The sequence below is a fragment of the Kitasatospora sp. NPDC089797 genome (assembly GCF_040684795.1).
Classification (GTDB): domain Bacteria; phylum Actinomycetota; class Actinomycetes; order Streptomycetales; family Streptomycetaceae; genus Kitasatospora.
Genome location: NZ_JBFBGS010000059.1, coordinates 39,283 through 63,728 on the forward strand (window position 1 = coordinate 39,283; position 24,446 = coordinate 63,728).

24 protein-coding genes are annotated in these 24,446 nt (G+C 75.5%); 17 read left to right on the forward strand and 7 right to left on the reverse strand.

Going from position 1 to position 24,446, the window contains the following annotated elements; translation table 11 throughout:
- The first annotated feature begins 166 nt into the window (after window positions 1-166).
- Genes AB0O91_RS34735 through AB0O91_RS34745 form a run of 3 tightly spaced genes read left to right on the forward strand, consistent with a single transcriptional unit; the run spans window position 167 to window position 3,154 of the window.
- Window positions 167-592, forward strand: a complete 426-nt coding sequence (locus tag AB0O91_RS34735; RefSeq protein WP_363441798.1) for a TlpA disulfide reductase family protein — start codon at window positions 167-169, stop codon at window positions 590-592.
- Complete coding sequence (locus AB0O91_RS34740; protein ID WP_363441800.1) at window positions 589-2,532, forward strand: ABC transporter ATP-binding protein; 1,944 nt, start codon at window positions 589-591, stop codon at window positions 2,530-2,532. The genes AB0O91_RS34735 and AB0O91_RS34740 overlap by 4 nt, the downstream gene beginning before the upstream one ends.
- A 22-nt stretch (window positions 2,533-2,554) precedes the next feature.
- Window positions 2,555-3,154 (forward strand): S26 family signal peptidase, encoded by a 600-nt coding sequence (locus AB0O91_RS34745; protein WP_363441802.1) that lies wholly within the window; start codon window positions 2,555-2,557, stop codon window positions 3,152-3,154.
- Here the strand turns inward: AB0O91_RS34745 and AB0O91_RS34750 are convergent.
- Window positions 3,123-4,028 carry a LysR substrate-binding domain-containing protein gene (locus AB0O91_RS34750; RefSeq protein ID WP_363441804.1) on the reverse strand — a complete coding sequence of 302 codons (906 nt, stop codon included), beginning with the start codon at window positions 4,026-4,028 and terminating at the stop codon, window positions 3,123-3,125. The two genes, AB0O91_RS34745 and AB0O91_RS34750, sit on opposite strands and share 32 nt — an antisense overlap.
- Before the next feature lie 93 nt (window positions 4,029-4,121).
- Between AB0O91_RS34750 and AB0O91_RS34755 the strand changes: the two genes are divergently transcribed.
- From AB0O91_RS34755 to AB0O91_RS34795, 9 genes are all read left to right on the forward strand, one after another.
- The gene (locus AB0O91_RS34755; RefSeq protein ID WP_363441806.1) at window positions 4,122-5,066 is read left to right on the forward strand and encodes a DMT family transporter; all 945 of its coding nucleotides are present in this window, start codon (window positions 4,122-4,124) and stop codon (window positions 5,064-5,066) included.
- Window positions 5,067-5,225: 159 nt separating this feature from the next.
- The gene (locus AB0O91_RS34760) at window positions 5,226-6,254 is read left to right on the forward strand and encodes a GNAT family N-acetyltransferase (RefSeq protein WP_363441808.1); all 1,029 of its coding nucleotides are present in this window, start codon (window positions 5,226-5,228) and stop codon (window positions 6,252-6,254) included.
- Window positions 6,247-7,035 carry an aminotransferase class IV gene (locus AB0O91_RS34765; RefSeq protein WP_363441810.1) on the forward strand — a complete coding sequence of 263 codons (789 nt, stop codon included), beginning with the start codon at window positions 6,247-6,249 and terminating at the stop codon, window positions 7,033-7,035. Before AB0O91_RS34760 ends, AB0O91_RS34765 begins: the two co-directional genes overlap by 8 nt.
- A 218-nt stretch (window positions 7,036-7,253) precedes the next feature.
- Entirely contained in the window at window positions 7,254-7,727 is a 474-nt protein-coding gene (locus AB0O91_RS34770; protein ID WP_363441812.1) for a hypothetical protein, read from the forward strand.
- The gene (locus AB0O91_RS34775) at window positions 7,724-9,292 is read left to right on the forward strand and encodes a multicopper oxidase domain-containing protein (protein WP_363441814.1); all 1,569 of its coding nucleotides are present in this window, start codon (window positions 7,724-7,726) and stop codon (window positions 9,290-9,292) included. The genes AB0O91_RS34770 and AB0O91_RS34775 overlap by 4 nt, the downstream gene beginning before the upstream one ends.
- A 143-nt stretch (window positions 9,293-9,435) precedes the next feature.
- Window positions 9,436-10,794, forward strand: a complete 1,359-nt coding sequence (locus tag AB0O91_RS34780; RefSeq protein WP_363441816.1) for a DUF2252 domain-containing protein — start codon at window positions 9,436-9,438, stop codon at window positions 10,792-10,794.
- Window positions 10,795-10,861: 67 nt separating this feature from the next.
- Window positions 10,862-11,404, forward strand: a complete 543-nt coding sequence (locus AB0O91_RS34785; protein ID WP_363441818.1) for a GNAT family N-acetyltransferase — start codon at window positions 10,862-10,864, stop codon at window positions 11,402-11,404.
- Between the two features lie 51 nt (window positions 11,405-11,455).
- Entirely contained in the window at window positions 11,456-12,373 is a 918-nt protein-coding gene (locus AB0O91_RS34790; protein ID WP_363441820.1) for a hypothetical protein, read from the forward strand.
- Between the two features lie 23 nt (window positions 12,374-12,396).
- The gene (locus AB0O91_RS34795) at window positions 12,397-12,855 is read left to right on the forward strand and encodes a hypothetical protein (RefSeq protein WP_363441822.1); all 459 of its coding nucleotides are present in this window, start codon (window positions 12,397-12,399) and stop codon (window positions 12,853-12,855) included.
- A gap of 61 nt (window positions 12,856-12,916) precedes the next feature.
- On the opposite strand, the gene AB0O91_RS34800 is transcribed toward AB0O91_RS34795, so the two are convergent.
- Window positions 12,917-13,825: a diacylglycerol kinase gene (locus AB0O91_RS34800; protein ID WP_363441824.1), complete on the reverse strand. Its 909-nt coding sequence runs from the start codon at window positions 13,823-13,825 to the stop codon at window positions 12,917-12,919.
- A 46-nt stretch (window positions 13,826-13,871) separates the two neighbouring features.
- On the reverse strand, window positions 13,872-15,494 hold the full coding sequence (locus AB0O91_RS34805) for an FAD-binding oxidoreductase (protein WP_363441826.1): 1,623 nt from the start codon (window positions 15,492-15,494) through the stop codon (window positions 13,872-13,874).
- A gap of 20 nt (window positions 15,495-15,514) precedes the next feature.
- Here AB0O91_RS34805 and AB0O91_RS34810 point away from each other — a divergent pair, with 20 nt between their 5' ends.
- Window positions 15,515-16,135: a TetR/AcrR family transcriptional regulator gene (locus AB0O91_RS34810; RefSeq protein WP_363441828.1), complete on the forward strand. Its 621-nt coding sequence runs from the start codon at window positions 15,515-15,517 to the stop codon at window positions 16,133-16,135.
- On the forward strand, window positions 16,132-17,688 hold the full coding sequence (locus AB0O91_RS34815; RefSeq protein WP_363441830.1) for a glycerol-3-phosphate dehydrogenase/oxidase: 1,557 nt from the start codon (window positions 16,132-16,134) through the stop codon (window positions 17,686-17,688). The genes AB0O91_RS34810 and AB0O91_RS34815 overlap by 4 nt, the downstream gene beginning before the upstream one ends.
- A 96-nt stretch (window positions 17,689-17,784) precedes the next feature.
- On the opposite strand, the gene AB0O91_RS34820 is transcribed toward AB0O91_RS34815, so the two are convergent.
- From AB0O91_RS34820 to AB0O91_RS34830, 3 genes are all read right to left on the reverse strand, one after another.
- Entirely contained in the window at window positions 17,785-18,132 is a 348-nt protein-coding gene (locus AB0O91_RS34820) for a VOC family protein (protein ID WP_363441832.1), read from the reverse strand.
- A 1-nt stretch (window position 18,133) separates the two neighbouring features.
- Window positions 18,134-18,316: a CopG family transcriptional regulator gene (locus tag AB0O91_RS34825; protein WP_363441834.1), complete on the reverse strand. Its 183-nt coding sequence runs from the start codon at window positions 18,314-18,316 to the stop codon at window positions 18,134-18,136.
- Window positions 18,317-18,390: 74 nt separating this feature from the next.
- Window positions 18,391-18,684 carry a hypothetical protein gene (locus tag AB0O91_RS34830; protein ID WP_363441836.1) on the reverse strand — a complete coding sequence of 98 codons (294 nt, stop codon included), beginning with the start codon at window positions 18,682-18,684 and terminating at the stop codon, window positions 18,391-18,393.
- Between the two features lie 323 nt (window positions 18,685-19,007).
- Between AB0O91_RS34830 and AB0O91_RS34835 the strand changes: the two genes are divergently transcribed.
- Complete coding sequence (locus AB0O91_RS34835; RefSeq protein ID WP_363441838.1) at window positions 19,008-19,583, forward strand: TerD family protein; 576 nt, start codon at window positions 19,008-19,010, stop codon at window positions 19,581-19,583.
- A 128-nt stretch (window positions 19,584-19,711) separates the two neighbouring features.
- Here AB0O91_RS34835 and AB0O91_RS34840 read toward each other — a convergent pair whose 3' ends face one another.
- Window positions 19,712-20,980, reverse strand: coding sequence for a monooxygenase (locus AB0O91_RS34840; protein WP_363441840.1), 1,269 nt, complete (start codon window positions 20,978-20,980; stop codon window positions 19,712-19,714).
- 265 nt (window positions 20,981-21,245) lie between these two features.
- On the opposite strand from AB0O91_RS34840, the gene AB0O91_RS34845 reads away from it, so the two are divergent.
- Together AB0O91_RS34845 and AB0O91_RS34850 are read left to right on the forward strand one after the other, a co-directional pair.
- Complete coding sequence (locus AB0O91_RS34845; protein WP_363441842.1) at window positions 21,246-23,288, forward strand: NADPH-dependent 2,4-dienoyl-CoA reductase; 2,043 nt, start codon at window positions 21,246-21,248, stop codon at window positions 23,286-23,288.
- Between the two features lie 195 nt (window positions 23,289-23,483).
- The gene (locus AB0O91_RS34850; RefSeq protein WP_363441843.1) at window positions 23,484-24,221 is read left to right on the forward strand and encodes a hypothetical protein; all 738 of its coding nucleotides are present in this window, start codon (window positions 23,484-23,486) and stop codon (window positions 24,219-24,221) included.
- Window positions 24,222-24,446: the final 225 nt, after the last annotated feature.

The following is a 24,446-nucleotide window of genomic DNA, read 5'->3' on the forward strand; positions in this document are numbered from 1 at the left end:
CCTCCCTGAACCCGGAACGAGGCGCAAAACCGCTATGACCATGATTTTCGTCGTTCTTATCGGCTGCCTTTCGCTGTTCAATCTGCTGTTGACCCTGGCGCTCGCCAGGAAAGTCAACGGACATGCTTCGCACGCCTCCTACGGAAATGTCCGGATAGGCGGATCGATGCCCGAGAACCGCCTTCCGGACGGCACCCCGATGCCCGAATTCCGGGCGGTTTCGGTCGCCGACGGCGAGGTCTCCCGGGCGGACCTGGCGGGGGCCCCCGCGGTGGTCGGCTTCTTCTCCGGGACCTGCGGCCCCTGCCTGGAGCAGGCGCCGGACTTCGTCAAGGCGGTCACCGACTACCCGGGCGGGCGGGAGCGGGTCCTCGCGGTGGTCAAGGGCAGCGGCCCGGTGGTCGGCGAACTGCGCACCCTGCTGGAGCCGGTGGCCCGGGTGGTGCTGGATCCCACCGGCGAGGGCGAGGGGTCCGTGGTCGCCGCCTTCGGGGTGGTGCGCTGGCCCAGCTACGTGGATGTCGCCGCGGACGGCCGGATCACCAACCACCTGGCGCCGGGCCGGATCGTCCTCCCGACCGTCGCGCGATGAGCCCGACCGCCGACGCGCCCACCGACGCGACCGCCGGCGTGACCACCGGCGCCCGGGCCGGTGCGTCCGTCGGGGCCGGTGCGTCCAGCAGGACCGGTGGAGCCGGTGGAGCCGGCCGGGTGCTGCGGTCGGCCGGGGCCGCCGGCGCGCTGGCCTGGCGGGCGGGCCGGTCGACGCTGCTGCTCTCGCTGCTCTGCGGGCTGGTCGCGGGGCTGCTGCCCGCCGTCGCCGCCCTGCTGGTGAGCCGGCTGTTCGACCGCCTGGGCGGCGTCGTGGCCGGTTCGCCGACCGGGACCTGCGTCCAACTGGTCGCCACCAGCGTCGGACTGGCGCTCGCGCCCGCGCTCAGCGAGTACACCCGGGCCCGGGCCGGGCGGGCGATCCGGCTGCGGGCCCAGGACGAGTTGTTCGAGACGGTCAACCGGCTGCCCGGCCTGCGGTCCTTCGAGGACCCCCGGTTCCAGGACCGGCTGCGGCTCGCCCAGCAGGCGGCCGGCACCGTTCCGGACATCCTGGTCGGCTCGGCCTTCGGCAGCCTCCAGGCGCTGGCCACCGTCGCCGGGTTCCTCGGCACCGTCTTCGTCGTCAACCCGGTGCTCGGCGCGCTCACCCTGCTGCTGACGCTGCCGCTGGTCCGGGCCCAGCTGGCGGCCGGGCGCCGCCGGGCCGCCGCGCTCGGCGAGACCATGGCCCGCAGCCGCCGTCAGGCCTTCTACGGCAGTCTGGTCGCGGACGTGGACGCGGTGAAGGAGATCCGGCTCTTCGGCCTCCAGGACTTCCTGCGGCAGCGGGCCCGGCGCGAGTTGCTCGCGGTCTGCGCCGTCGAGGAGCGGACCGACCGGCAGAACCTCGCCCGGCGGCTGCCCGCCTCGCTGCTCGGCGTCGGCGTCTACGCGCTCGGCCTGTTCTGGGCCGTCCGGGCCGCCCGGCACGGCGAACTCTCGGTCGGCCAGGTGTCGATGTGCCTGGCCGCGGTGGCGGGCATCCAGAGCGGTGTCGGTCAGTTGGCCGGCAGCGGCGCCTCCGCGTACCAGGCGGTGCTCACCTTCGAGCACTACCGGGCGCTCGGCGGGACGCCCCCGGACCTCGCCCCGGCGGCCGTCCCCCGCCCGCCCGGCGCGCTCCGCGGCACCATCGAGTTCCAGGACGTCTGGTTCCGCTACCACCCGGACGCGCCGTGGATCCTGCGCGGCGTCGACCTCACCCTGCGGGCCGACGCCGTCACCGCCCTGGTCGGCCTCAACGGAGCGGGCAAGAGCACCCTCGTCAAACTGCTCTGCCGGCTCTACGACCCGGAGCGCGGGCGGGTGCTGTGGGACGGCGTCGACATCCGAGCGTTCCCGCCGGAGGAGTACCGGCAGCGGATCGGGGTGGTCTTCCAGGACTACTGCCGTTACGACCTGACCGCCGCCGAGAACATCGGCCTCGGCCGGGTCGCCCACCTCGACGACGCACCCCGGATCACCGCGGCCGCCCGCGCGGCCGGCATCGACGAGCGGGTACGGCGGCTGGACGGCGGGTACGGCGCCCTGCTCAGCCGGATCTTCCTGCCCGAGGGGGCGGAGGCGGGCTGGGGCCGCTCGCTGTCCGGCGGGGAGTGGCAACGCCTGGCCGTGGCCCGGGCGTTCATGCGCCGGGACGCCGACCTGATGATCCTGGACGAGCCCAGCGCCGGCCTCGACGCCGCCGCCGAGCAGCAACTCCACGAGAACCTGCGGGAGTTGCGCCGGGGCGCGACCAGCCTGATCATCTCGCACCGGTTGAGCACCGTCCGGGAGGCCGACCGGATCGTGGTCCTCGCGGCCGGAGAGGTGGTCGAGGAGGGCGGCCACGACGCCCTGATGGCCCTCGGCGGCCGCTACGCCGAACTGTTCACCCTCCAGGCCTCCGGCTACCAGGACCCGGCCGTGCCGGGCCGGCCGGCGTCGGCCGCGCACTGAGCCGCGGCGGAAGGGAAGCCCGATGCAGGTGCTCCTGGTGGTCGGCGGCGTGCTGCTCGCCGGTCCGGCCGCGGCCCTCGGGCTGCTGCGGGCGGTGCTGTCGGTGGTCGTGGTCGCGGGGCCGAGCATGAGCCCGGCGCTGCGGCCCGGGCAGCGGGTGCTGGTGCTGCGGCGCGGCCTGGCCCGGCTGCGGGCGGGCCGGATCGTGGTGGTCTCCCCACCCCCGGAGGGCTTCGGCGCGCGGACGGACGGCTTCGGCCTTCCGACGGTCGGCGCGTCCGTGCCCGGCGTCGGCCTTCCGAGGCCCGGCGCGGAACGGCGGCGCCCCGGACGCCTCCTGGTGAAGCGGCTGGCCGCGCTCCCCGGCGACCCGCTGCCCCCGGCCCTCCGGGCGGTGCTGCCGTCCGGGTCGGTGCCGACCGGAGCGGTGCCGGCCGGGCAGGTCGTCCTGCTCGGCGACAACCCGGACTTCAGCACGGACTCCCGGGTGTGGGGGACGGTGCCGGAGCACAGCGTGGTCGGCGTGGTGCTGGACGGGGTCCGGCTGCGGGGCCGGGCCGCCGCCCGGGAGCCCGGGACGAGCGCCGTGGTCAGGCCGGGGCGGCGACGCCGGCGGCCGTGAGCGCACCGCTGACCGGGCGGGCGGCGAGCAGCCCGCTGACGGCCGGGGACCACGGCCGTGAGAGCGGCCCGGTGAGGGTCAGCGTGCGGTGCATGGCGGGCCGGATCGGCACCAGCACGCAGTCGGGCGGCAGCATGGTCAGCGCCAGCGCGGGCATCACCGAGACCCCGACGCCCGCGTGCACCATGCCGATCAGCGTGTTGAGGTCGCGGATCCGGTGCCGGGGCGTGAAGCGGGTGCCGGCCCGGCGGTACGCCTCGCGGATGTGGCGCTCGCAGCCGCCCTCGGAGAGCAGGAAGTCGTCGTCGGCCAAGTCGCCCACGTGCACGGTCTCCTGGGCGGCGAGCGGGTGGTCGCGGCGCAGCAGCGCGTGCATCGAGTCGGCGCCGAGCGCGACCGCCCCCGGCGGCAGCGGCCCGGCGTCGACCAGCACCGCGGCGTCCACCGTGCCGGCCTCCAGCCAGACCGGCAACTCGGCGTCCTCGCCCTCGAAGACCCGTACGGTGACCCGCGGGAACGCCGCCTCCCAGTCCCGCAGCAGGCCGGGCAGCAGGGCCTGGCAGACGGTGGTCGGCGCCGCCAGCCGGACGGTGCCGCTCGGGCCGCCCTGGTGGCGGTCGGCGACGGTCCGGACGGCGGCCGCGGCGGCGACGGCGGTCCGGGCGTGCGGCAGGACCTGCTCGCCGAGCGGGGTGGGCCGGCACGGGGCGCCGCGGCGCAGCACCGGTGCGCCCAGCGAGCGTTCCAGGGCGGCGACGGCGTGCGAGACGGCGGACTGGCTGATGCCCAGCTCGTCGGCGGCCGCACCGAAGCCGCCGGTGTCGGCGACCGCGACCAGTGCCCTGAGCTGGGCCAGGTTGACCTCCGCAGCCATGAGACTTCCTCATCCTTCCCGCACCGCCACTTGTTGGACTCATGGTGGGCCGCCGGGCCACCCTCTGTCCAGCAAGCCGGGACGGAGAGGGAGGTGGTCGGGGTGCGGCGCTGGTGGCCGGGCTTCGTGGCACTGTCGGCGATCTGGGGCGCGAGCTTCGCCCTGATCAAGGTGGCGGTCGACGCCGGGGTGCCGCCGGTGTGGGTGGCGCTGTGGCGCTGCCTGCTGGGGGCCGGCACGCTGTGGGCGGTCCTGCTGCTGCGCGGCGGGCGGGTGCCGCGGGACCGGGCGCTGTGGGGGCACTCGGCGGTGGTCGCCGTGCTGCTCAACACCGTGCCGTTCACGCTGTTCTCCTTCGGCGAGACCCGGGTCAGCTCGGTGCTCGCCGGGGTGATGAACGCGACCACCCCGCTGTTCACCCTGCTCTGCGCGGTGCTCACCGTCCCCGAGGAGCGCCGCCCGGGCGCCCGCCGGCTCGTCGGGCTGGCGCTCGGCTTCGTCGGGGTGCTCACCGTGCTCGGGGTCTGGCGCGGCCTCGGCCCGGGGGCGACCGCCGGTGCCCTCGCCTGTCTGGCCGCCGCCTGCTGCTACGGCGCGGGCTTCGCCTACCTGCGCCGCTTCCTGTCCGGCCGCCCGGAGTCGGTCACCTCCCTCTCCGCGCTCCAGATCAGCTGCGCCGCCGTCGAGTTGGGACTGGTCGCGCCCTTCGCGGCGGGCGCCCCGCACTGGCCGGGCGGCCGGGCCGCCGCCGCCCTGCTGGTGCTCGGCGCGGTCGGCACCGGACTGGCGTACCTGCTCAACCTCGGTCTGGTCCGCGCGGCCGGCACCGCGGTCGCCTCCGCCGTCACCTACGTCATGCCGCTCTGGTCCACCGCGCTGGGCGGCCTGCTGCTCGCCGAGCCGGTCGGCTGGAACGCCCTGGCGGGGGGCGTCCTGGTGGTCGCCGCCGTCGCCCTGACCCGCCCGCGCCGGGCGGTCGCCACGGCTGCCCGGAAACCCCGGGACAACGGCGCCGTCCGGCACTACCGTTCGGCCTGATGATCACCGGTGCCGCACTCACGGACCAGCGCGCCCCGGCCGGGCCCCGGATGCCCCCGGGCCGGGCGACGGCACCACCGGCCGCCCCGGCCGGTCGGGCTGACGTTCGGTGCCCGGTGGATTACGGGTCGTGCCCGGAGGGCCGCTAGGGTGGCCCCCGTGGTGAGGTCGTGGGATGCGGCGGTGGAGCGGGCACAGGACCGGCTGGCGGCCGGGGTGCGCCTGCGGGCCGCCGTCGAGGGGGAGGAACGGCGGTTCGCCCGCTGGGACCTGGCGTCCCTGGTGGAGGGCGGGCCGGGCGTCCGGGTGGACCCGGACGCGCTGGCGCCGCAGGCCGAGCGGCACTGGCGGGAGCGGCTGGGGGAGAGCGGCCGGGAGTGGCCCGGCGGGGAGCTCTACCGGCGCCGCTACTGGATCCGGGACGACCGCGGCGAGGTCGCCGGGACGGTCGCGGTGGACAACTGGACCAAGGGCCCGAGCCAGCTCGCGGTGTCCTCCCTGTACGTACGGCCCGAGGCGCGCGGCCGCGGGCTGGCCGCCGCCGCGCTCGACGAGGTGTACGCGGCGGCGACCGCCGAGGGCCTGCCGGGCTTCCGGCTGGAGGCGCACTGGAGCTGGCGGCCGGCCGTCCGCTACTACCTGCGCCGCGGCCTGTGGGTGGTGGGCTGGAAGCACGCGCTGTCCTTCGCCCGGATGCCCCAACTGCCGCTCCACCGGGTGCGGGAGGAGGACGGGCGGCTGCTCCTGCTGGTCGCCGACCGGCAGCGCGGCTGGGTGCCGATACTGGCCGCCGGCCAGGAGGGCCGCTGGCTGCGGCTGGACGAGACGGCGGACTACCGCGGCTGCGACGGCTGGGTGCACGAGTACGCCCGCTCGACGCTGGCGCTGTACCTGGCGCTGGCGGGCCGTCCGCTGGTGCGCGGGCCGCAGTGGTGGGCGGAGGCCTGGCGCTGGGCCGACGCGGGCGAGCCGGAGGGGCTGGCGGCCCGGATCGAGGAGTTCGAGCGGGCCGACCGGGCCGCGGGCGGTGTCCTCGACCGGGCGGCGGACGGCGTCGCGGGCGATGGCCCCGACCGGGCCGTGGATGGCGTCGCGGGCAGCGCCGCGGCCGGTCCGGGCCGCCCGGTGGAGCTGGCGCAACCGGCCCCGCCGGTGTCCGGCCGGCTGGCAGACTCGGGGGATGGCTGAGATCGAGATCGACGGCGTGCCCGCCGACCCGGCGCGGCTCGCCGCCCTGGGACTGCTCAACTACGGGCACTTCACCACCCTGCGGGTCGAGGCGGGCGCGGTCCGCGGCCTGACGCTGCACCTGGACCGGCTGGTCCGGGACGGCCGGACGCTGTTCGGCGCCGGACCGGACCGGGCGGTGGTCCGGGAGCGGATCCGCGCCGTACTGCCGGCCGACGGCGGGCCGGTGACCGTCCGGGTCACCGGCTACGACCCCGCGCTCGGCCTGGAGCGCCCGGCCGCCCCGGCCGCCCCCGCCCTGCTGGTCACCACCCGCCCGGCCGCGACCGCCGCCCTGCCCCCGCTGCGGGTGCGCACGGCGGCCTACCGGCGCGAGCTGCCCGGGGTGAAGCACGTCGGCCTGTTCGGCCTGGTGCACCACCGGCGCGCGGCCCAACTCGCCGGTTACGACGACGTGTTGCTGACCGACGACGGCGGTCTGGTGACCGAGGGGGCGACCTGGAACGTCGGCTTCCTGGCCGGCGACAAGCTGGTCCGGCCGGAGGGCCCGAGCCTGCCCGGCGTCACCGAGGCGCTGCTCGCCGACGCGTACGACGGCCCGCAGTCCCGCGAGCCGGTCCGGGCCGCCGAGCTGGCGCGCTTCGACGCGGCCTTCGCGCTGAACGCGGGCTTCGGCCTGCGACCGCTCGCCGCCGTCGACGGCACCGCCTTCGACCCGGACCACCCGCTGCTCGCCGAGCTGCGCGCCGCCTACCTGGGGATCGCCGCCGAGCCGGTGTAGCGGACCCGCCCGGGGCGGGGGCGAAGCCGCGCGGCGGTGGGGCCGGGAACTGGAGGACCGCTCGAGAGGATCGCCCGGACGGGTGACAAACTCCGTGGTGAGCGGCGCAATGGGAGATCGGAGCGGCTCAAGGCCCGAACGTACGACTGATCATGACGATCGATCAGTTACGCTCGCGCCCGCCCCGCCCGATCCGTCGAAGGAGAGAGCAGTCCTCCATGAGCAGCCCCCCTGTCACCCCCGCCCCCCGGTGGCCGCTGATCCTCCTGCGCGTCACCGCCACCACCCTGGCCCTGCTGGCAGTGCTCCAGACCATGCTGGCCGGCAGCTTCCTCAACGGCACCTACGACTCCCTCAAGGACCACGAGGGCACCGCGATGACCCTGGCCACCGTGGTCGTCGCGCAGCTGGTGGTGGCGGCGCTGGTGCGCCGGCCCGGCCGCGGCCCGCTCTGGCCGCTGTGGACCACCGCCCTGCTCACCGTCGCCGTGATCGGCCAGATCGGCGCCGGCTACGCCCGGGCGCTCGGGGTGCACGTGACCCTCGGCGTGCTGCTGGTCAGCGGCGTCCTGTTCGGCCTGGTCGGCGCCTGGCGGCTGCCGCTGCCCGCCCGGGAGGTCGTGCCCGAGGGGGAGGCGGACGGCAGCGGACGCCTGCCGCGGCCCGGCGGGCCGGTGGAGGTGAGCCGGTGAACCGCCGCCGGTTCCTCGGCCTCGGCGCCTCCGTGCTCGGCGCGGGCGCGCTGGCCTCGGTCGCCGTCCCCTCGGCGGCCTACCTGCTCCGCGAGGGCCGCCCCGGGCGGCTGCTCGACAGCGACCTCGACCTGCCCGCGGCCTTCCAGGTGCCGCTGCCGGTGCCGGCCGTGCTCCAGCCGGTGCGCACCGACGGCACCAACGACTACTACGAGATCACCCAGCAGACCGCCGCCCTGGAGATCCTGCCCGGCGTGCGGACCGAGGCCTGGACGTACGGCGGGACGTACCCCGGCCCGACCGTGGTCACCCGCTCCGGCCGGGCCGCGGTGATCAAGCACCGCAACCAGCTGCCGGTGCCCTCGGTGGTCCACCTGCACGGCGGCCACACCCCGGCGGACAGCGACGGCTACCCGATCGACCTTCTGCTGCCGGTCGGCTCCGCCCTCCCCGCCGCCTCCTCGATGGACGGCATGCCGGGGATGCGGCACATGGCCGGCCACGACCTGGTCGGCGAGCGCACCCACACCTACCCGGGCAAGCAGCGCGCCGCCACCCTCTGGTACCACGACCACCGGATGGGCTTCACCGGCCTCGGCGTTTGGCGGGGCCTGTCCGGGTTCCACCTCGTCCACGACGACGAGGAGGGCGCCCTCCCGCTGCCGCGCGGCGAGCGCGACCTCCCGCTGATGCTCGCCGACCGCTCCTTCGCCGCCGACGGCTCCTTCAAGTACCCGGCCGCCGACGCCTCGCTCGCCGTGCCCGGCGTCGTCTCCGGCTACATGAACGGCGTCCTCGGCGACGTCATCCTGGTCAACGGCGCGCCCTGGCCGCGGCTGGACGTCGACCGCGCGCACTACCGGCTGCGCCTGCTGAACGCCTCCAACGCCCGGCTCTACCGGCTCGAGCTGGACCCGCAGCCCTCCGGCGGCGACGCCCTGGTGCAGATCGGCTCCGACGGCGGCCTGCTCGCCGCCCCGGTCACCCACGACGCGATCGAGATCGCGCCCGCCGAACGCTTCGACGTGGTGGTCGACTTCTCCCGCTACCCGCCCGGCACCCGGGTGCGGCTGCTCAACCGCTTCGGCAGCGGGCGCACGGCCGAGGTGATGCGCTTCGACGTCTCCTCCCGGGCGGTCAGCGACGGCGCCACGGTGCCCGACAAGCTGTCGACGGTCGAGGAGTTGAACCCCTCGGCGGCCGTCGCCACCCGCGACTTCACCTTCCGGCGCAGCCGCGGCGACGGCTGGACCATCAACGGCGACCCGTACGAGCCCGGGCGCAGCGTCGCCGACCCGGCCCTCGGCAAGGTCGAGCTGTGGCGGTTCTCCACCGACCTGCACCACCCCGTGCACCTGCACCTCGACCACTTCCAGGTGATCGGGCGCAACGGCGGGGACCCGGGGCCGTGGGATGAGGGCTGGAAGGACACCGTCGACCTGCGGCCGGCCGAGGCGGTCGAGGTGCTGGTGCGCTTCACCGACTACGCGGGGACGTTCATGATGCACTGCCACAACCTGGAGCACGAGGACATGGCGATGATGGCCGACTTCACCGTGGGGTGAGGCCCCGGGGCCGTCAGGCCGTCCGGTCATCCGGTCGGCCGAGTGCCGGGGGACGCGGTGGTGCGCTCCCCGGCACTCGTGTCCTACCGTCGTGCGGAGGTGTGCCCACACCCGCGACACCCTCGACGGACGGAGCCGCCCGCATGAACACCCCCGCCGAACGCCGCCGCGCCGGGCGGGCCGCCCGGGAGCGGATCTCCCGCTCCGAGCACGGCCGCTGGATCCCGGCCGCCGACCGGCCCGACCCGCTGGGCGTGCTGGAGGCCCAGGGCGCCGGCCGGATCGCCCGGCTGCTGCCGATCCGCTACGGGCGGATGGCGGACAGCCCGTTCGGCTACCTGCGCGGCGCCGCCGCCGTGATGGCCGCCGACCTCGCGGCCGTCCCCGACACCGGGTTGACCGTCCAACTCTGCGGCGACGCACACCTGTTGAACTTCGGGGTGTACGCCTCGCCGGAACGCGCGCTGCTCTTCGACGTCAACGACTTCGACGAGACCCACCCCGGGCCGTTCGAGTGGGACGTCAAGCGGCTCGCCGCCAGCGTCGCGGTCGCCGCCCGGGCCGACGGCCAGGACGACGACCGGGCCCGGCAGGCCGCCCGCGGCGCCGTGCTGGGCTACGCCGCCGGGATGCGCCGGCTGGCCGGGCTCGGCGAACTCGACGTCTGGTACAGCCGGGTCGACACCGCCGACCTGCCCGGGCTGATCCGCAAGGGCCGGCGGCGCCGGGCCGTCGTCGCCGACCTCGAGCACGCCCGGCGCCGCACCAGCCTCCAGGCCTTCGGCAAGCTCACCGAGGAGCGGGACGGGCGGCACCGGATCGTCAGCGCGCCACCGCTGATCGAGGAGCTGAAGCGGGCCGAACTGCGCGGCATCGGCAAGGTGTTCAGCGCCTACCGGGCCGGCCTCGCCGAGGACCGCCGGGTGCTGCTCGACCGCTACCGCTTCGTGGACGCGGCGATGAAGGTGGTCGGCGTCGGCAGCGTCGGCACCCGCTGCTACATCGTGCTGCTGGAGGGCCGGGACACCGGCGACCCGCTGTTCCTCCAGCTCAAGGAGGCCGGCCGGTCGGTGCTGGAGGACCACCTGCCGCCCACCCGGGTGGACACCGAGGTCGCCGTCCACCAGGGCGGGCGCCGGGTGGTCGTCGGGCAGCACCTGATGCAGGCCGCCAGCGACATCTTCCTCGGCTGGACCACCGGCCCCGACGGACGCCACTTCTACGGCCGTCAGCTGCGCGACATGAAGGGCTCGGCGGAGGTCGGCACGATGACCCCGGCCGGCCTGCGCGCCTACGCCGCACTCTGCGGGCGCACCCTCGCCCGCGCCCACGCCCGCACCGGGGACCGCCTCGCCATCACCGGCTACCTGGGCGCGGCCGACACCTTCGCCGAGGCCGTCGGGGACTTCGCCCTCCAGTACGCGGACCGGTCGGCGGCCGACCACCGGCAACTGGTCGAGGCGATCGACGACGGGCGGATCACCGCGACCCGGGGCGTGTGAGCGCCGCGTCCCGGCCCGGGCGTTCCTCCGCTTGCCCCGGGCGGGCGCGGTGCCCTTGGGTGGGGGCATGGAAGAACTGCGCACCGACCGCCTGCTGATCCGCCGCTGGCGGGAGTCCGACCTCGCGCCCTGGGCCGCGATGAACGCCGACCCGCAGGTCCGCGAACACCTCGGCGCCCCGCTCACCCGCGCGCAGAGCGACGCCTCGGTGGCGCGCTACGAGGCGGCGGTCGAGCGGCGCGGCTACGGGTGGCTGGCCGTCGAGGTGCGCGGCAGCGGCGAGTTCATCGGCTTCGCGGGCCTGGACGACGTCGACGAGGGGGCGCCGGTCGCCGGGGTCGAGATCGGCTGGCGGCTGGCCCGCCCGGCCTGGGGCCACGGCTACGCGACCGAGGCCGCCCGCGCCGTCCTCGGCCACGCCTTCGGCCCGCTCGCCCTCCCCGAGGTCCTCGCCCTCACCACCGCGGGCAACCTGCGCTCCCAGGCCGTGATGCGCCGCCTCGGGATGACCCACGACCCGGCCGAGGACTTCGACGACCCGGACGCCCCGGCGGGCCCGCTGCGGCACACCGTGGTCTTCCGCCTGCGCCGGGCGGACCACCTCGCCTAGCCCCGCCACGCCCCCGGTCGGCCTGTCAGTGGCGTGTGCCAGAGTGACGGCATGTTGGCGATCTCGGTGAAGTCGAACGACGCGCGGCACCTCAGGGTGACGGCGGACGAACTGGCGGGGCTGGTCCGGCGCATCGGCGCCGGGGCGGACTCCTTCCTCGTCGTGCAGCGGATACCGGATCTGCCGGACGTCTACATCCAGGTGTGGCACCGGGACGGCGGCGACTACACGCTCGAACACCGCGACGGCTCCGCCGCCCGGCACTTCGAGGTGCGGGTGGCCGGGCCGGCGGCGGTCGCGGCGGCGATGACGGGCTGGGCGCGGCAGGAACCGGGCTGGGACGACGGCCTGGCCTGGGAGCTGCTCGACTTCGGCGCGGAGGCCGAGCCGGTGCCCGAGCCGGTGCTGGAGCCCGAGGAGCGGCGGCTGTTGGAGGAGCAGCTGCGGCTGACCCTGGCCTGCGGCTACACCGACCGGGCCGGGCTCGCCGAGCAGGCCGAGGAGTACCTGGTGACGGCCGAGCGCCGCCCGCTCTCCCGGGCGCAGGCGGGGCAACTCGCCGACCGGCTCTGGCTGGAGCGGGTCGGCGTGCAGGGCGGCTGGGTCGGCGAGACGGATCCGGAGCGCCTCGCCCGGGCCTTCGCCGCGCTGGAGGAGGCGGGCGTCACCGCGCGGGAGGACTTCGCCTGCTGCCGCTCCTGCGGCGAGGCCGAGATCGGCGCGGTCGGCGAGCCGGAGGCCCGGGGCTTCGTCTACTTCCACTCCCAGTGCACCGAGTCGGCGGCCGCCGGGCACGGCCTGTCCCTGCTCTACGGCGGTTTCGACGGTTCGCCGGAGACCACCGCGGCCGTCGGCCGGGAGGTGGTCGCCGCCCTGACGGCAGTAGGCCTTCCGACGCGCTGGAGCGGGGAGCCGTCGGCCGCGATCGAGATACGCCCGCTGCTCTGGCGCCGCCGGCTGGTCGGCTGAGTGCGACGGGGAGGGCGACGGACATGAGCGATGACGTGGTGTCGGTGATCCCGACCGATCCGCACTGGCAGCCGGACGCGGAGGCGGCCGAGCGGGCCCGGGCGGTGCTGGCCGGGCTGGTCGAAGCGGACGACGGCGCCGAACTGGAGGTGACCTGGCACGAGCGGACGGCGGCGGTCGACTGCGGGGAGCACCTGGAGCGGATCGGCTGCCCGCACTGCGGCGGCCCGGTCGACCCGGGCTGGTGGGGCGACCTGCTGGAGGAGCACGCCGAGGACGGCTTCGCCACGCTCGCGGTGACGGTGCCCTGCTGCGGGGTGGCGACGGCGCTGGACGCGCTGGCGTACGACCGGCCGTGCGGCTTCGCCCGGTTCGAGCTGGAGGTCTGGAACCCGGAGTGCCGCCGGTTCACCGGGGCTCAGCTGGCGGCCGTGGCCGCCGCGCTCGGCCATCCGGTCCGCCAGATCACCGCGCGCCTGTGAGGGCTGCCCGGGAGCCCTGGGGGCCTCCCGGGCAGCCGCCGTCCGGGAAGGGCCCAGGGAGTCACGGCACCAGCAGCCGCAGGGCGTCGCGGTGCACCGCTATCTCGACCGGCAGCGCGGTGATGAACTCGCCGTCGGCGTACGCGGTGATGCCCGGGGACTCGATCCGGAGGGAGGCGGTGCGCAGGGTGGTGACCTCCGGGTGGTCGACGTGGGTGCCCTTGAAGAGGGTGGGGAAGAAGCGGGCGATCCGCAGCCGGGGCATGGCGTCGACCAGGGTGAGGTCGAGCAGGCCGTCGTCCGGGAGGGCGGCGGGGCAGATCAGCATGCCGCCGCCGTAGCTGCGGGTGTTGCCGACCGCGGCGAGGGTGAGGTCGCGTTCGATGACGGTGCCGTCGGCGAGGGTGATCCGGAACGGCAGCGGGCGCAGGTTGGCGAACTCGGCGAGGATGGCCAGGTTGTAGCGCATCCGGCCGCGCGGCCAGCGCAGCCGGTTGGCCCGGTCGCTGACCAGCGAGTCGAAGCCGGCGGCGAGGACCGAGCCGTACCAGCGGACGCCCCCGTCGGCCCCGGTGATCCGGCCGAGGTCGAGGCTCCGGGTGCGTCCGGCGGCGATCACGTCGGCGGCCGCTTCCGGGGCGCCGATCGGCAGGCCGTACGCGCGGGCGTGGTCGTTGCCGGTGCCGGCCGGTACGACGCCGAGCGGCACGGCGGTGTCGGCGAGGGCCTGGAGGGCGAGGTTGATCATGCCGTCGCCGCCGACCACGACCACCGCGTCGGCCCCGTCGGCCGCCGCCTCGCGGGCGAGCCGGACGGCGTCCCCGGCGGAGCGCCCGGCCTGCGGTTCGACCTCGACTCCGAGGCCGCGCAGCCGGGCGACGGCCCGGCGGGCCGCGGGTTCGGCATGGCCGATGCCCGCCGCCGGGTTGGTGAGGACGACGACCCTGCGGACGGTTCTCGGGCCGGTCATGGGCCCAACTCCCCTCTCGGTCACGGGATCGGCTCGCCGGTCCCGGCTACGGGATCAGCTTGCCCGGGTTGAGGATGCCCACCGGGTCGAGCTCGGCCTTGACGGCGCGCAGGATGCGCACGCCGAGGTCGCCGATCTCCCCGGTCATCCACGGCCGGTGGTCGGTGCCGACGGCGTGGTGGTGGGTGATGGTGCCGCCCGCGCCGAGGATGGCGTCGCCGGCCGCCCGCTTGGCGGCGCCCCAGCGGGCGAGCGGGTCCTCGCCGAGGGCGGCGACGACCGTGAAGTAGAGCGAGGCACCGGTCGGGTAGACGTGCGAGATGTGGCACAGCACGAGTGCGCCGGGCAGCGCGGTGGTGAGGGCGGCGGTGACGGCGAACCGCAGGCCGGGCAGCTGCTCCCAACTGGCGGCCGTCTCCAGGGTTTCGCACAGCGCGCCCGCGCTCAGCAGGGAGTCGCGCAGGTAGGGGGCGTTGAACCGGCCGTGCTCCCAGGCCCGGGCGGGCGCCTCGCCGAGCGAGGTGCCGCCGGCCGCGAGCAGGGCCTCCCGGGTGAGGGCGTGCCGGGCGGCGACCTGCTCGGGGGTGCCCTCGAAGACGGTGACGGCCAGGCAGCCGCTGACCGCGGGGGCGCCGCCGATCTGCTCGGTCATCGCGAGGTTGACCATGGTCTCGGCCTCGTCGGAGAGCCGGATCACGGTGGGCCCGGTGCCCTGCTGCTCGACGGCGCGCAGGGCGGCCGTCCCGGTGGCGAAGTCGGGGAAGCTCCACGCCTCGTGGGCCTTGACGGCGGGCAGCGGGTGGACGCGCAGGCGGACGGCGGTGATCACGCCGAGGGTGCCCTCGGAGCCGAGGAAGAGCTGGCGCAGGTCGGGGCCGGCGGCGGAGGCGGGGCCGCGGCCGAGGTCGAGCGTCCCGGCCGGGGTGACCACGCGCAGGCCGCGGACCATCTCGTCGAAGCGCCCGTAGCCGGCCGAGTCCTGACCGGAGGAGCGGGTGGCGGCGAAGCCGCCGATGGTGGCGTAGCGGAAGCTCTGCGGGTAGTGGCCGAGTTCCCAGCCGCGGTCGGCGAGCAGCGCCTCCGCCGCGGGGCCGGTGAGCCCGGCGCCGAGGACGGCCTCGCCGGAGGTCTCGTCGAGGGCGTGCAGCCGGTCGAGCCGGCGCAGGTCGAGCGAGACGACGGCCGGGAACGGGCCGCGCTCGGGGTCGAGTCCGCCGACCACGCTGGTGCCGCCGCCGAACGGGACGACGGCGATGCGGCGCTCGGCGCACATGGCGAGGACGGCGGCGATCTCGGCCTCGTCGCCGGGCACGACGACGGCGTCCGGCGCGTCCTGCGGCTCGCGGTCGCGTCGGCGCAGCAGGTCGGGGGTGGACTTGCCGCCGGCCCGGGGCAGCCGGTCGGCGTCGGCGGCGCTGACGTGCGCCGTACCGACGGCGGCGGCCAGGGCGGCGAGGTCCTCGGCGGTGATCCGGGAGGGGCGCAGCACGACCTCGGCGGCGTCCGGCCCGGGGGTGGCGTCGCCGGTGACGCCGAGGGCGGCGGCCAGCAGTCCCTTGACGTCGGCCGACAGCTCCTTGGCGAGGGCCGGGTCTCCCCAGGCGTTCCACTTCATCGGGGGGAGCGGCAGCGCGGCGTCGGCCGTTCCCGCTTGCGTCTCAGGTGCCATGCGTTACAGTTTCACACATCATGTCAAGTAGTAACGTCGAACCCCGGCAGCCCCGCGGCGGAGCCGTCCGCAGTGGAGCCGCCCGCAGCACCGATGACGCGATCCTGGACGCCGCCGCCGACCTGGTCGTGCACCTCGGCGTCCGCCGCACCCAGCTGGCCGAGATCGCCCGCCGCGCCGGGGTCAGCCGCCCGACCGTCTACCGGCGCTGGCCGGACGTCCAGGCGGTGATCGGGGCGCTGCTCACCCGGGAGATCCTGGCCACCCTGGAGGGCACCTCGCTGGAGGTGCACGACCGGGAGACCTTCGTGGACCGGGTGGTCGAGGTCGCCGTACAACTGCGCGACCACCCGGTGCTCGGCGCGCTGCTGCGCTCCGACGACTCCGACCTGATGCTCCAGTACGTGGTGGAGCGGCTCGGCGCGAGCCAGCGCGGACTGCTGGAGGCGCTGCGCACCGGCATCGAACGGGGCCAGGCCGACGGCTCGGTCCGCCCCGGCGAGCCGACCGAGCTGGCCGCCATGGTCCTGCTGATCGCCCAGTCCACCGTCCAGTCGCACCGCATGGTCGCCTCCCTGCTGCCCGAGGCGGCCTGGCGGCGCGAACTGGCCAGAGCACTGAACGGATACCTCGCCCCATGACCTCCGTGGCCGGCCCCTACGCGGGAACCACCCAGCTCAACGCCGCCCGCCGGGCCCGGGAGCTGGACGCGCTCGCCGCCGCCCCGTCCATCGACCTGCTGGTGATCGGCGGCGGTGTCACCGGGGCCGGGGTGGCCCTGGACGCCGCCGCGCGCGGCCTGCGGACGGTGCTCGTCGAGGCCCGCGACCTCGCCTTCGGCACCAGCCGCTGGAGCTCCAAGCTGGTGCACGGAGGCCTGCGCTACCTCGCCTCCGGGCGGGTCAGGGTGGCCCGGGAGAGCGCCGTCGAACGCGGTGTGCTGATGACCCGCACCGCGCCGCACCTGGTCCGCGCCCTGCCCCAACTGGTGCCGCTGCTCCCCGAGTTGCTGGGCCCGGGCCAGGCCGCGCTGATCCGCACCGGCTTCCACGCCGGGGACGCGCTGCGGCTGAGCGCCGGGACGCCGGGCAGCCTGCTGCCCCGGGTCCGCCGGATCGACGCGGCCCGGACGAAGCAACTGGTGCCGGCCGTCCGGACCGCCGGACTGCGCGGCGCGCTGGTCGCCCACGACGGCCAACTGATCGACGACGCACGGCTGGTGGTCGCCCTGGCGCGCACCGCCGCGCAGTACGGCGCGAGCGTGCTGACCCGGGTCCGGGCCGAGGAGGTCACCGGGACGTCCGCTCGGCTGGTCGACGCGCTGAGCGGGCAGACGCTGACCGTCACGGCGGGGGCGGTGGTCAACGCCACCGGTGTCTGGGCCGGCGAGGTGGACACCTCGATCCGGCTGCGGCCCAGCCGTGGCACCCACCTGCTGGTGGACGCCGCGACCCTCGGCCACCCGGCCGCCGCGCTCACCGTGCCGGTGCCCGGCTCCACCAGCCGCTTCGTCTTCGCGCTGCCCCAGCAGCTCGGCCGGGTGGCGATCGGGCTCACCGACGAGGACGCCCCGGGCCCGATCCCGGATCGGCCGCAGCCCACCGAGGCCGAGCTGAGCTTCCTGCTGGACACCGTCAACGCGGCCCTCGCCACCGGGCTGACCAGGGCGGACGTGCGCGGCGCCTACGCCGGGCTGCGCCCGCTGATCGACACCGGGGGCGGGAGCACCGCCGACATCTCGCGCGAGCACGCGGTGCTGGAGTCGCCGTCCGGGGTGGTCACCGTGGTCGGCGGCAAGCTCACCACCTACCGGCGGATGGCCGAGGACGCGGTGGACGCCGCCGTCCGGCTGCGCGGGCTGCCCGCCCGCACCTGCTGGACGGCCCGGCTGCCGCTGGTCGGCGCCCCGGGGCACCGCGACAGCCGTCCGCTGCCCGTCCAGGGGGTGCCCGCCTCGCTGATCGCCCGGCACGGCGGCCTGACCGGTGAGGTGCTGGCCGCGGGGGAGTCGACGCCGCTGGCGGAGGGGCTGGACGTGACCCGCGCCGAGGTCGCGTACGCGATCACCCACGAGGGCGCGCTGGACGTCGCCGACGTGCTGGACCGGCGGACCAGGATCGGGCTGGTCGAGGAGGACGCGGAGCGGGCCCGGGCGGCGGTCGAGGAGATCCTCGGGGGGATCGCCGCGGAGTAGCGGGGGCAGGTACGGCGGTACGGGCACGTACGGCGGTACGGGCAGGTACGGCGGCGGGGCACCCGCTCGGTGGGTGCCCCGCCGCCGTGCCGTCCGCTACTGCTGCGCGGCCGGCGCCTGGAGGTTCCAGAGCCGCCCGTCGGGGTCGCGGACGGTGGCCAGTCGGGTGCCGAAGTGGGTGGCCTCGAACGGGGTCACCACCTCGACGCCCGGGGCGGCCTCGAACGCGTCGGCGTCGGCGACCTTGAGCACCAGCTGGAGCGGGGTCTCCCGGTCGGCGGGGACCTCGGCCACGAAGAGGCTCGGGCCGTCGCCGTTGCGCAGCTGGCCGGAGTTGTGGTCGGTCTCGAACTCCAGCTCGTAGCCCAGGCCCTGGAAGAACTTCACGGCCTTGCCCCAGTTGTGGGTCTCGATGAACACGGCTTCGATGCCTTGGGTCGTCATCTCAGTTCTCCTCGCTGGATCCGGTGGACGGCTGCTCGGGGGTGGGGGCGTCGAGGTAGGCGCGCAGCGCCGTGGCGACCAGCGCCGAGAGCGACAGCTCCTCCTCGATGGCACGGAACTTGACCTGCTTGATCAGCTCGATCGGCAGGTAGACGTTGAACTGCTTCACTTCCTCGTTTCCCACACCCGAAATGCTAGCACCATAGCTTGCTAGCAAGGTAGCCGGAGGCCGGCGCCGCCGCGCTCGGGGGCGGCGGCTCAGCGCGCGGTGCGTTCCGGCATCGGGTGCTCGGCGCCGGCGAGTTCCAGCACGCAGGCCAGCGGGTGCTCCGCCCGGCCCGTCCGGTCCAGCCGGACGGACAGCGGCAGCGGTGGCTCCTCGGCGAGTTGCCCGGAGAGCGTCAGGGGGTAGTCGCCGTGGCCGTGGACGCGGTGGAAGGCGCACTCCTTGCCGTCCACCAGCAGTTCGGTCTCGGTGATCAGGCCGGAGCGGACGTTGACGGTGACCGAGTGCCCGCCCTGGTCGAGGTGGAAGCTGTACCGCTGGCGCATGGGATACCTCCCGCGAGGGCCTCGGCCCGGGGACGGCCAGGGGATCCCATCGCCAGTGTAGGGCGGACGCCCCCGCCCGGCGCCCCGGCCGGTGGTGCGTCCTGACCGGTGCGGCGTCCCGACCGGTGGTCCGTCCTGGCCGGTGCTGCGGTGCCCGGCCGGGGCGGTGCGGTGCTCGGTGTGCGGAGGGGACGGGCCCGGGGTGATCGGTTCCCGCCCGGACCCCTGAGAAATTCCCGGGGCGGGGGCCACCCGCAGACGGATTCTCGTGATCTCTACAGTGTTGTAGATTCGTCCGCAGGGAGAGATCCGAGGAGGGCATTGTGGGAGTTTCGCTGGCCAAGGGCGGCAACGTCTCGCTGAGCAAGGAGGCGCCCGGACTGAGCGCCGTGATCGTCGGTCTCGGTTGGGACGTGCGCACCACCACCGGCGCCGACTACGACCTGGACGCCAGCGCGCTGCTGTGCAACGCGCTCGGCAAGGTGGTCTCCGACCAGCACTTCGTCTTCTTCAACAACCTTCGCAGCCCGGAGGGTTCGGTCGAGCACAGCGGCGACAACCTGACCGGTGGCGGCGACGGCGACGACGAGCAGATCAAGGTCGACCTGTCCCGGGTGCCGGTCGACGTCGCCAAGGTGGTCTTCCCGGTGTCGATCTACGACGCCGACGCCCGGCTGCAGAACTTCGGCCAGGTCCGCAACGCCTTCATCCGGATCGTGAACCAGGCCAACGGCCAGGAGATCGCCCGCTACGACCTGACCGAGGACGCCTCGACGGAGACCGCGATGGTCTTCGGCGAGCTGTACCGCAACGGTGCCGAGTGGAAGTTCCGTGCGATAGGCCAGGGTTACGCCTCCGGTCTGCGCGGCATCGCCACCGACTACGGCGTCAACGTCTGATCCTCCCCGGAGGGTTCGCCCCGGGCGGGCCGGCTCGGCCGGCCCGCCCGGGGTCCGTTCGTCCGGGGCACGCCCGGGGTCCGTCCGCTCAGGGTCCGTTCGTCCGGGCCCGTCCGCCCGGGCCCTGTTCACCCGCGGTCCGTCCGCCCGAGCGCGTGGCCGCCGAAGCCCGCGCCGCCGGACGCCCCGCCGTCGGCGAGCTGTTCCTGCCACCAGGCGTCCATCGCCGACCCGTCCATCCCGGACCAGTCCGGCGCCGTGGTCACCTGCGCCCGGCCCAGGATGCGGCCGAGCTCCACCAACTCCCGCCCGGCCGGCGTCCGTTCACGGTCGTACGCGGCGAGCACCGGCGCCCAGGAGCCGTCGTCGAGCCGCCGTCCGGCCTGCTCGAAGGAGTGGGCGTCCTGGAGGGCCTTCACCGCGCCGCTGGTGTTGTGCGGGCGCACGATGGTGGCCGCGTCCCCGCCGATGAGCAGCCGTCCGGCGGTGCGGTAGGGCGCCGCCAGGTCGTAGAGCGGCTGCAGCAGCGTCCGTTCGGGCGGCGTCAGCGCGATCACCCCGGCCCAGTACGGCGGCAGCTGCTTCTCGGCGAACTCCCGCATCCCGTCCAGCTGTTCGTCGCTGAGGGCGCCGGCGCCGAAGGCGGTCGGACCGTCCAGGTGCAGCCAGTCCGGGGTGGGTGCGTAGAAGACCCAGTTCACCAGCGTGCTGCCGGGGGCGAGGCCGGGGATGCGGTACAGCACGACCTGGCCGCCGGGGTAGCAGACGGTCGCGCACTCGTCCTCCGGCCAGGCCCCGGCCCCGCCGGGCAGTCCGGCCAGCAGTGCGGCGTCGTAGCTGCCGCGCCAGCACACGTACCCGGCGTACTCGGGCACCGCCTCCGGGCAGATCGCGGCGCGGACCACCGAGCGGTAGCCGTCCGCGCCGATCACCAGGTCGTACCCGGTCCGGGTGCCGTCGGACTCCTCGGTCCAGGCGCCGTCGCGGTCGCCGCCGACCGCCGTGACCGTGCTGCCGAGCCGGTACTCCACCGTCTCCGGGGTGCGCTCGCGCAGCGCCTGCCAGAGCACCGCCCAGTGGTGGGAGTGGAACGGGAACGGCTGGGTCCAGAGCGGCCGCCCGCACCCGTACGGGCCGTCGCCCTCGCCGGCCCGCCCCCGGGTGACCCAGCGGCGCACGGCGAGCCGGTGGCGGCGGGTGTCCGGGGCGAGGTGGCCGGCCCCGACCAGTTCGGTGAAGCGCTCGTTCTGGGTGCAGAGCCCCAGGCCGCGGTCCTCCAGCCGGCCCGGGGTGCGCTCCAGCACCACGACCCGCTCCGCGCCGAGCCGGGCGGCCGCCCCGGCGAACGCGCTTCCGGCGATGCTGCCGCCGACCACGGCCACCGAGCCACCCCGCACGGTCGTCCCCTCTCGCTCTGCTCTCGTCCTGTCGGGCGTTCGCGATCTCGGGACACGACGATACGCGGCGGAGCCGGGCGCGCGAGGGCTTCTCCACCGGTGCTATGCAACTAGTTGCATAGCACCTCGACCGTCGCCTACTCTGCGGTAACAAACCGGGGGGACACCGCCGGGAGCGCCCGCGGACCCCCGGGAATCCCCGGGGCGGCCCCACCGGAACGCCCCGCCGGCACACCCCCACTGGCCGCCCCCTCAGGAGACGTCGATGAGCTCGACCCCCGGCAGCAGCCGCTACCCGCACCTGCTCAGCCCGCTCGACCTCGGCTTCACCACCCTGCCCAACCGGGTGGTCATGGGCTCGATGCACGTCGGCCTGGAGGAGGCCCCGGACGGCTACCGGCGGATGGCGGCCTTCTACGCCGAACGGGCCCGCGGCGGCGTCGGCCTGATCGTCACCGGCGGCATCGCCCCGAACGAGGCCGGGCGCCCCTGGGAGGGCGGCGCGATGCTGACCACCGAGGAGGAGGCCGACCGGCACCGGGAGGTCACCGACGCCGTGCACGCCGCCGGCGGCCGGATCGCCCTGCAGATCCTGCACTTCGGCCGCTACGCCTACCACCGCGACCTGGTCGCCCCCAGTGCCCTCCAGGCCCCGATCAGCCCCTTCGTGCCCAACGAGCTCACCGCCGACCAGGTCGAGCAGACCGTCGAGGACTTCGCCCGCTGCGCCGAACTCGCCCGCCGGGCCGGCTACGACGGCGTCGAGATCATGGGCTCCGAGGGCTACCTGGTCAACGAGTTCGTCGTCGCCGCCACCAACCACCGCACGGACGAGTGGGGCGGCCCGTACGAGAACCGGATGCGCTTCCCGGTGGAGATCGTCCGCCGGGTCCGCGAGCGGGTCGGCGAGGACTTCATCATCGTCTACCGGCTCTCCATGCTCGACCTCGTCCCGGGCGGCTCCACCCTGGACGAGGTGGTCCGGCTCGCCCAGGCCGTCGAGGCCGCGGGGGCGACGATCATCAACACCGGCATCGGCTGGCACGAGGCCCGGATCCCCACCATCGCCACCTCGGTGCCGCGCGGCGCCTTCGCCTGGGTGACCAAGCGGGTGATGGGCGAGGTCGGCATCCCGCTGGTCACCACCAACCGCATCAACACCCCGGAGATCGCCGAGCGCCTGCTCGCCGACGGCAGCGCCGACCTGGTCTCGATGGCCCGCCCGCTGCTCGCCGACGCCGACTTCGTCGCCAAGGCGGGCGCCGACCGCGCCGACTCCATCAACACCTGCATCGGCTGCAACCAGGCCTGCCTGGACCACACCTTCAACCTGCAGATCACCTCCTGCCTGGTCAACCCGCGGGCCTGCCACGAGACCGAACTCGTGCTCGCCCCCACCAAGCTGCGCAAGTCCGTCGGCGTGGTCGGCGCCGGACCGGCCGGTCTCGCCTTCGCCGTCTCCGCCGCCGAACGCGGCCACGCCGTCACCCTGTACGACGCGGCCGACGCCGTCGGCGGACAGCTGAACATCGCCCGACTCGTCCCGGGCAAGGAGGAGTTCGGCGAGACGCTGCGCTACTACCGCACCCGGCTGGCCGAGTTGGGCGTCACCCTGCGCCTCGGCGCCCTCGCCACCGCCGAGCAGCTCGCCGACGCCGGGCACGACGAGTACGTCCTCGCGACCGGCGTCACGCCCCGAACTCCCGTGGACATCCCGGGAATCGACCACCCCAGCGTGCTGAGCTACCTGGACGTGCTGCGCGACGGCGCACCGGTCGGCCGGCGGGTCGCCATCCTCGGCGCGGGCGGGATCGGCTTCGACGTGGCCGAGTTCCTCACCGACCCGGGCGACCGGGCCAGCCTCAACCCGCCGGTGTTCCAGGCGAAGTGGGGCATCGACCCGGAGTACCGCGAGCGCGGCGGCCTGCGCGCTCCGGAGCGGCCCGTGCCCCCGCGCAGCGTCCACCTGCTGCAGCGCAAGGCCACCAAGGTCGGCGCCGGTCTCGGCAAGACCACCGGCTGGATCCACCGCACCGAACTCAAGCACCGCGGCGTGGTGATGGTCGCCGGCGCCACCTACGACCTGATCGACGACGCCGGACTGCACTACACCGTCGACGGCGAACGCCAACTCCTGCCCGTGGAAACCGTGGTGCTCTGCACCGGCCAGGAGCCGCGCCGCGACCTCGACGGGGCGCTGCGCGAGCGGGGCCTGACCGTCCACGTGATCGGCGGCGCCGACGTGGCCGCCGAACTGGACGCCAAGCGGGCGATCAAGCAGGGCACCGAGCTGGCCGCCGCCCTCTGAGGTCGGGCGGCCGGGTGGTCGGGCGGCCACCCGACCACCCGGCGCCCACCGGCCCCCGGCGCCGTGCCCGTCCTCCCCGGCCCTGGCCGTCATCGACCCCACTGACCTGCGGAGATGCCCGCCCGCGCGCCTCGCCCGGCCCCCGGTGGGACACTGGTTCCCTGTCCCTGCCCGACCACTCGACCGGGGGCCCGCATGTCCCTCCCGAGGCCACTCCACGCGCTCCACGCCCTCTGCGCCGCCGCCCTGGCCGCGGCGGCCGTCCTGGGCCCCGCCGGAGCCGCGGCTGCCGAGCCGGTCCAGCCGCTGCCCTCCGCCGACCAACTGGGTTCGGCCCTGCTCACCGCGAACGACCTGGGCCAGGGCTTCACCGGGACGCCCGTCACCGGGAGCCCGGCTCCGAGCGCCGCCCCGACCCCGGTCAGCGGCTGCGCCGCGCTCAGCGCCCTGGTCGACATGCGCGCCACCACGCCGGGCCCCGACAGCCCGAGGGCCGAGACCGAACTGGACGGCCCCGACGGCAACCCGATGGTCACCGAGGCCCTCGCCGCCGAGGACCCCGCCCGGCTCGCCGCCGACTTCGGCACCGTCGCCGACGCGCTGAGGACCTGCCACACCATCACCTTCAACTCCTCCGTCGGCGACACGGTGACCTTCACCGTCACCCCCGTCACCCTCGGCGACCGCCCGGACGCCCCCGCCGCCCGCCTCGACGGCACGCTCGCGGGCATCCAGCTCACCGCCTTCGTCGGCGTCGAACGCTTCGGCACCGTCGGCCTCGCCTACGGCTGCTTCCAACGCCAGGGCGCCGACCAGCAGTTCGCCTCCCTCCAGTACCGCAGCGCCGTCGCCAAGGTCGAGCACACCCTCGGCACCACGGCCGGCAGCACCACCCCGCCCACCGCCACGGCCACCCGGGGCATGTCGGTCTGACCCGGGACGCCACTGGAACGGAAACGACCCGGCTCCCGGCGCACTTGGGCTTGGTGAGGGAGACCGGCTTGTCGATGCGGCCGTAGACGCCGGTGTTGCCGGGGTTGGGGTAGAGCCAGAGTTCGGGGGTGCCAGGGGCGTGGGCGATGACGTCGTCGATGTTGTTGCCGCCGGTGAGGGTGCCGCGGTGGGTGAGCTGGATGTTCGTCCAGCCCTTGCCGCCGG

Excerpts from the sequence above, each read along its gene's own strand:
- AB0O91_RS34735 (WP_363441798.1), top strand. The coding sequence starts at position 167 with ATGCCCGAGAACCGCCTTCCGGACGGCACCCCGATGCCCGAATTCCGG.
- AB0O91_RS34740 (WP_363441800.1), top strand. The coding sequence starts at position 589 with ATGAGCCCGACCGCCGACGCGCCCACCGACGCGACCGCCGGCGTGACC.
- AB0O91_RS34745 (WP_363441802.1), top strand. The coding sequence starts at position 2,555 with ATGCAGGTGCTCCTGGTGGTCGGCGGCGTGCTGCTCGCCGGTCCGGCC.
- AB0O91_RS34750 (WP_363441804.1), bottom strand. The coding sequence starts at position 4,028 with ATGGCTGCGGAGGTCAACCTGGCCCAGCTCAGGGCACTGGTCGCGGTC.
- AB0O91_RS34765 (WP_363441810.1), top strand. The coding sequence starts at position 6,247 with ATGGCTGAGATCGAGATCGACGGCGTGCCCGCCGACCCGGCGCGGCTC.
- AB0O91_RS34770 (WP_363441812.1), top strand. The coding sequence starts at position 7,254 with ATGAGCAGCCCCCCTGTCACCCCCGCCCCCCGGTGGCCGCTGATCCTC.
- AB0O91_RS34780 (WP_363441816.1), top strand. The coding sequence starts at position 9,436 with ATGAACACCCCCGCCGAACGCCGCCGCGCCGGGCGGGCCGCCCGGGAG.
- AB0O91_RS34785 (WP_363441818.1), top strand. The coding sequence starts at position 10,862 with ATGGAAGAACTGCGCACCGACCGCCTGCTGATCCGCCGCTGGCGGGAG.
- AB0O91_RS34790 (WP_363441820.1), top strand. The coding sequence starts at position 11,456 with ATGTTGGCGATCTCGGTGAAGTCGAACGACGCGCGGCACCTCAGGGTG.
- AB0O91_RS34795 (WP_363441822.1), top strand. The coding sequence starts at position 12,397 with ATGAGCGATGACGTGGTGTCGGTGATCCCGACCGATCCGCACTGGCAG.
- AB0O91_RS34800 (WP_363441824.1), bottom strand. The coding sequence starts at position 13,825 with ATGACCGGCCCGAGAACCGTCCGCAGGGTCGTCGTCCTCACCAACCCG.
- AB0O91_RS34805 (WP_363441826.1), bottom strand. The coding sequence starts at position 15,494 with ATGGCACCTGAGACGCAAGCGGGAACGGCCGACGCCGCGCTGCCGCTC.
- AB0O91_RS34810 (WP_363441828.1), top strand. The coding sequence starts at position 15,515 with ATGTCAAGTAGTAACGTCGAACCCCGGCAGCCCCGCGGCGGAGCCGTC.
- AB0O91_RS34815 (WP_363441830.1), top strand. The coding sequence starts at position 16,132 with ATGACCTCCGTGGCCGGCCCCTACGCGGGAACCACCCAGCTCAACGCC.
- AB0O91_RS34820 (WP_363441832.1), bottom strand. The coding sequence starts at position 18,132 with ATGACGACCCAAGGCATCGAAGCCGTGTTCATCGAGACCCACAACTGG.
- AB0O91_RS34830 (WP_363441836.1), bottom strand. The coding sequence starts at position 18,684 with ATGCGCCAGCGGTACAGCTTCCACCTCGACCAGGGCGGGCACTCGGTC.
- AB0O91_RS34845 (WP_363441842.1), top strand. The coding sequence starts at position 21,246 with ATGAGCTCGACCCCCGGCAGCAGCCGCTACCCGCACCTGCTCAGCCCG.
- AB0O91_RS34850 (WP_363441843.1), top strand. The coding sequence starts at position 23,484 with ATGTCCCTCCCGAGGCCACTCCACGCGCTCCACGCCCTCTGCGCCGCC.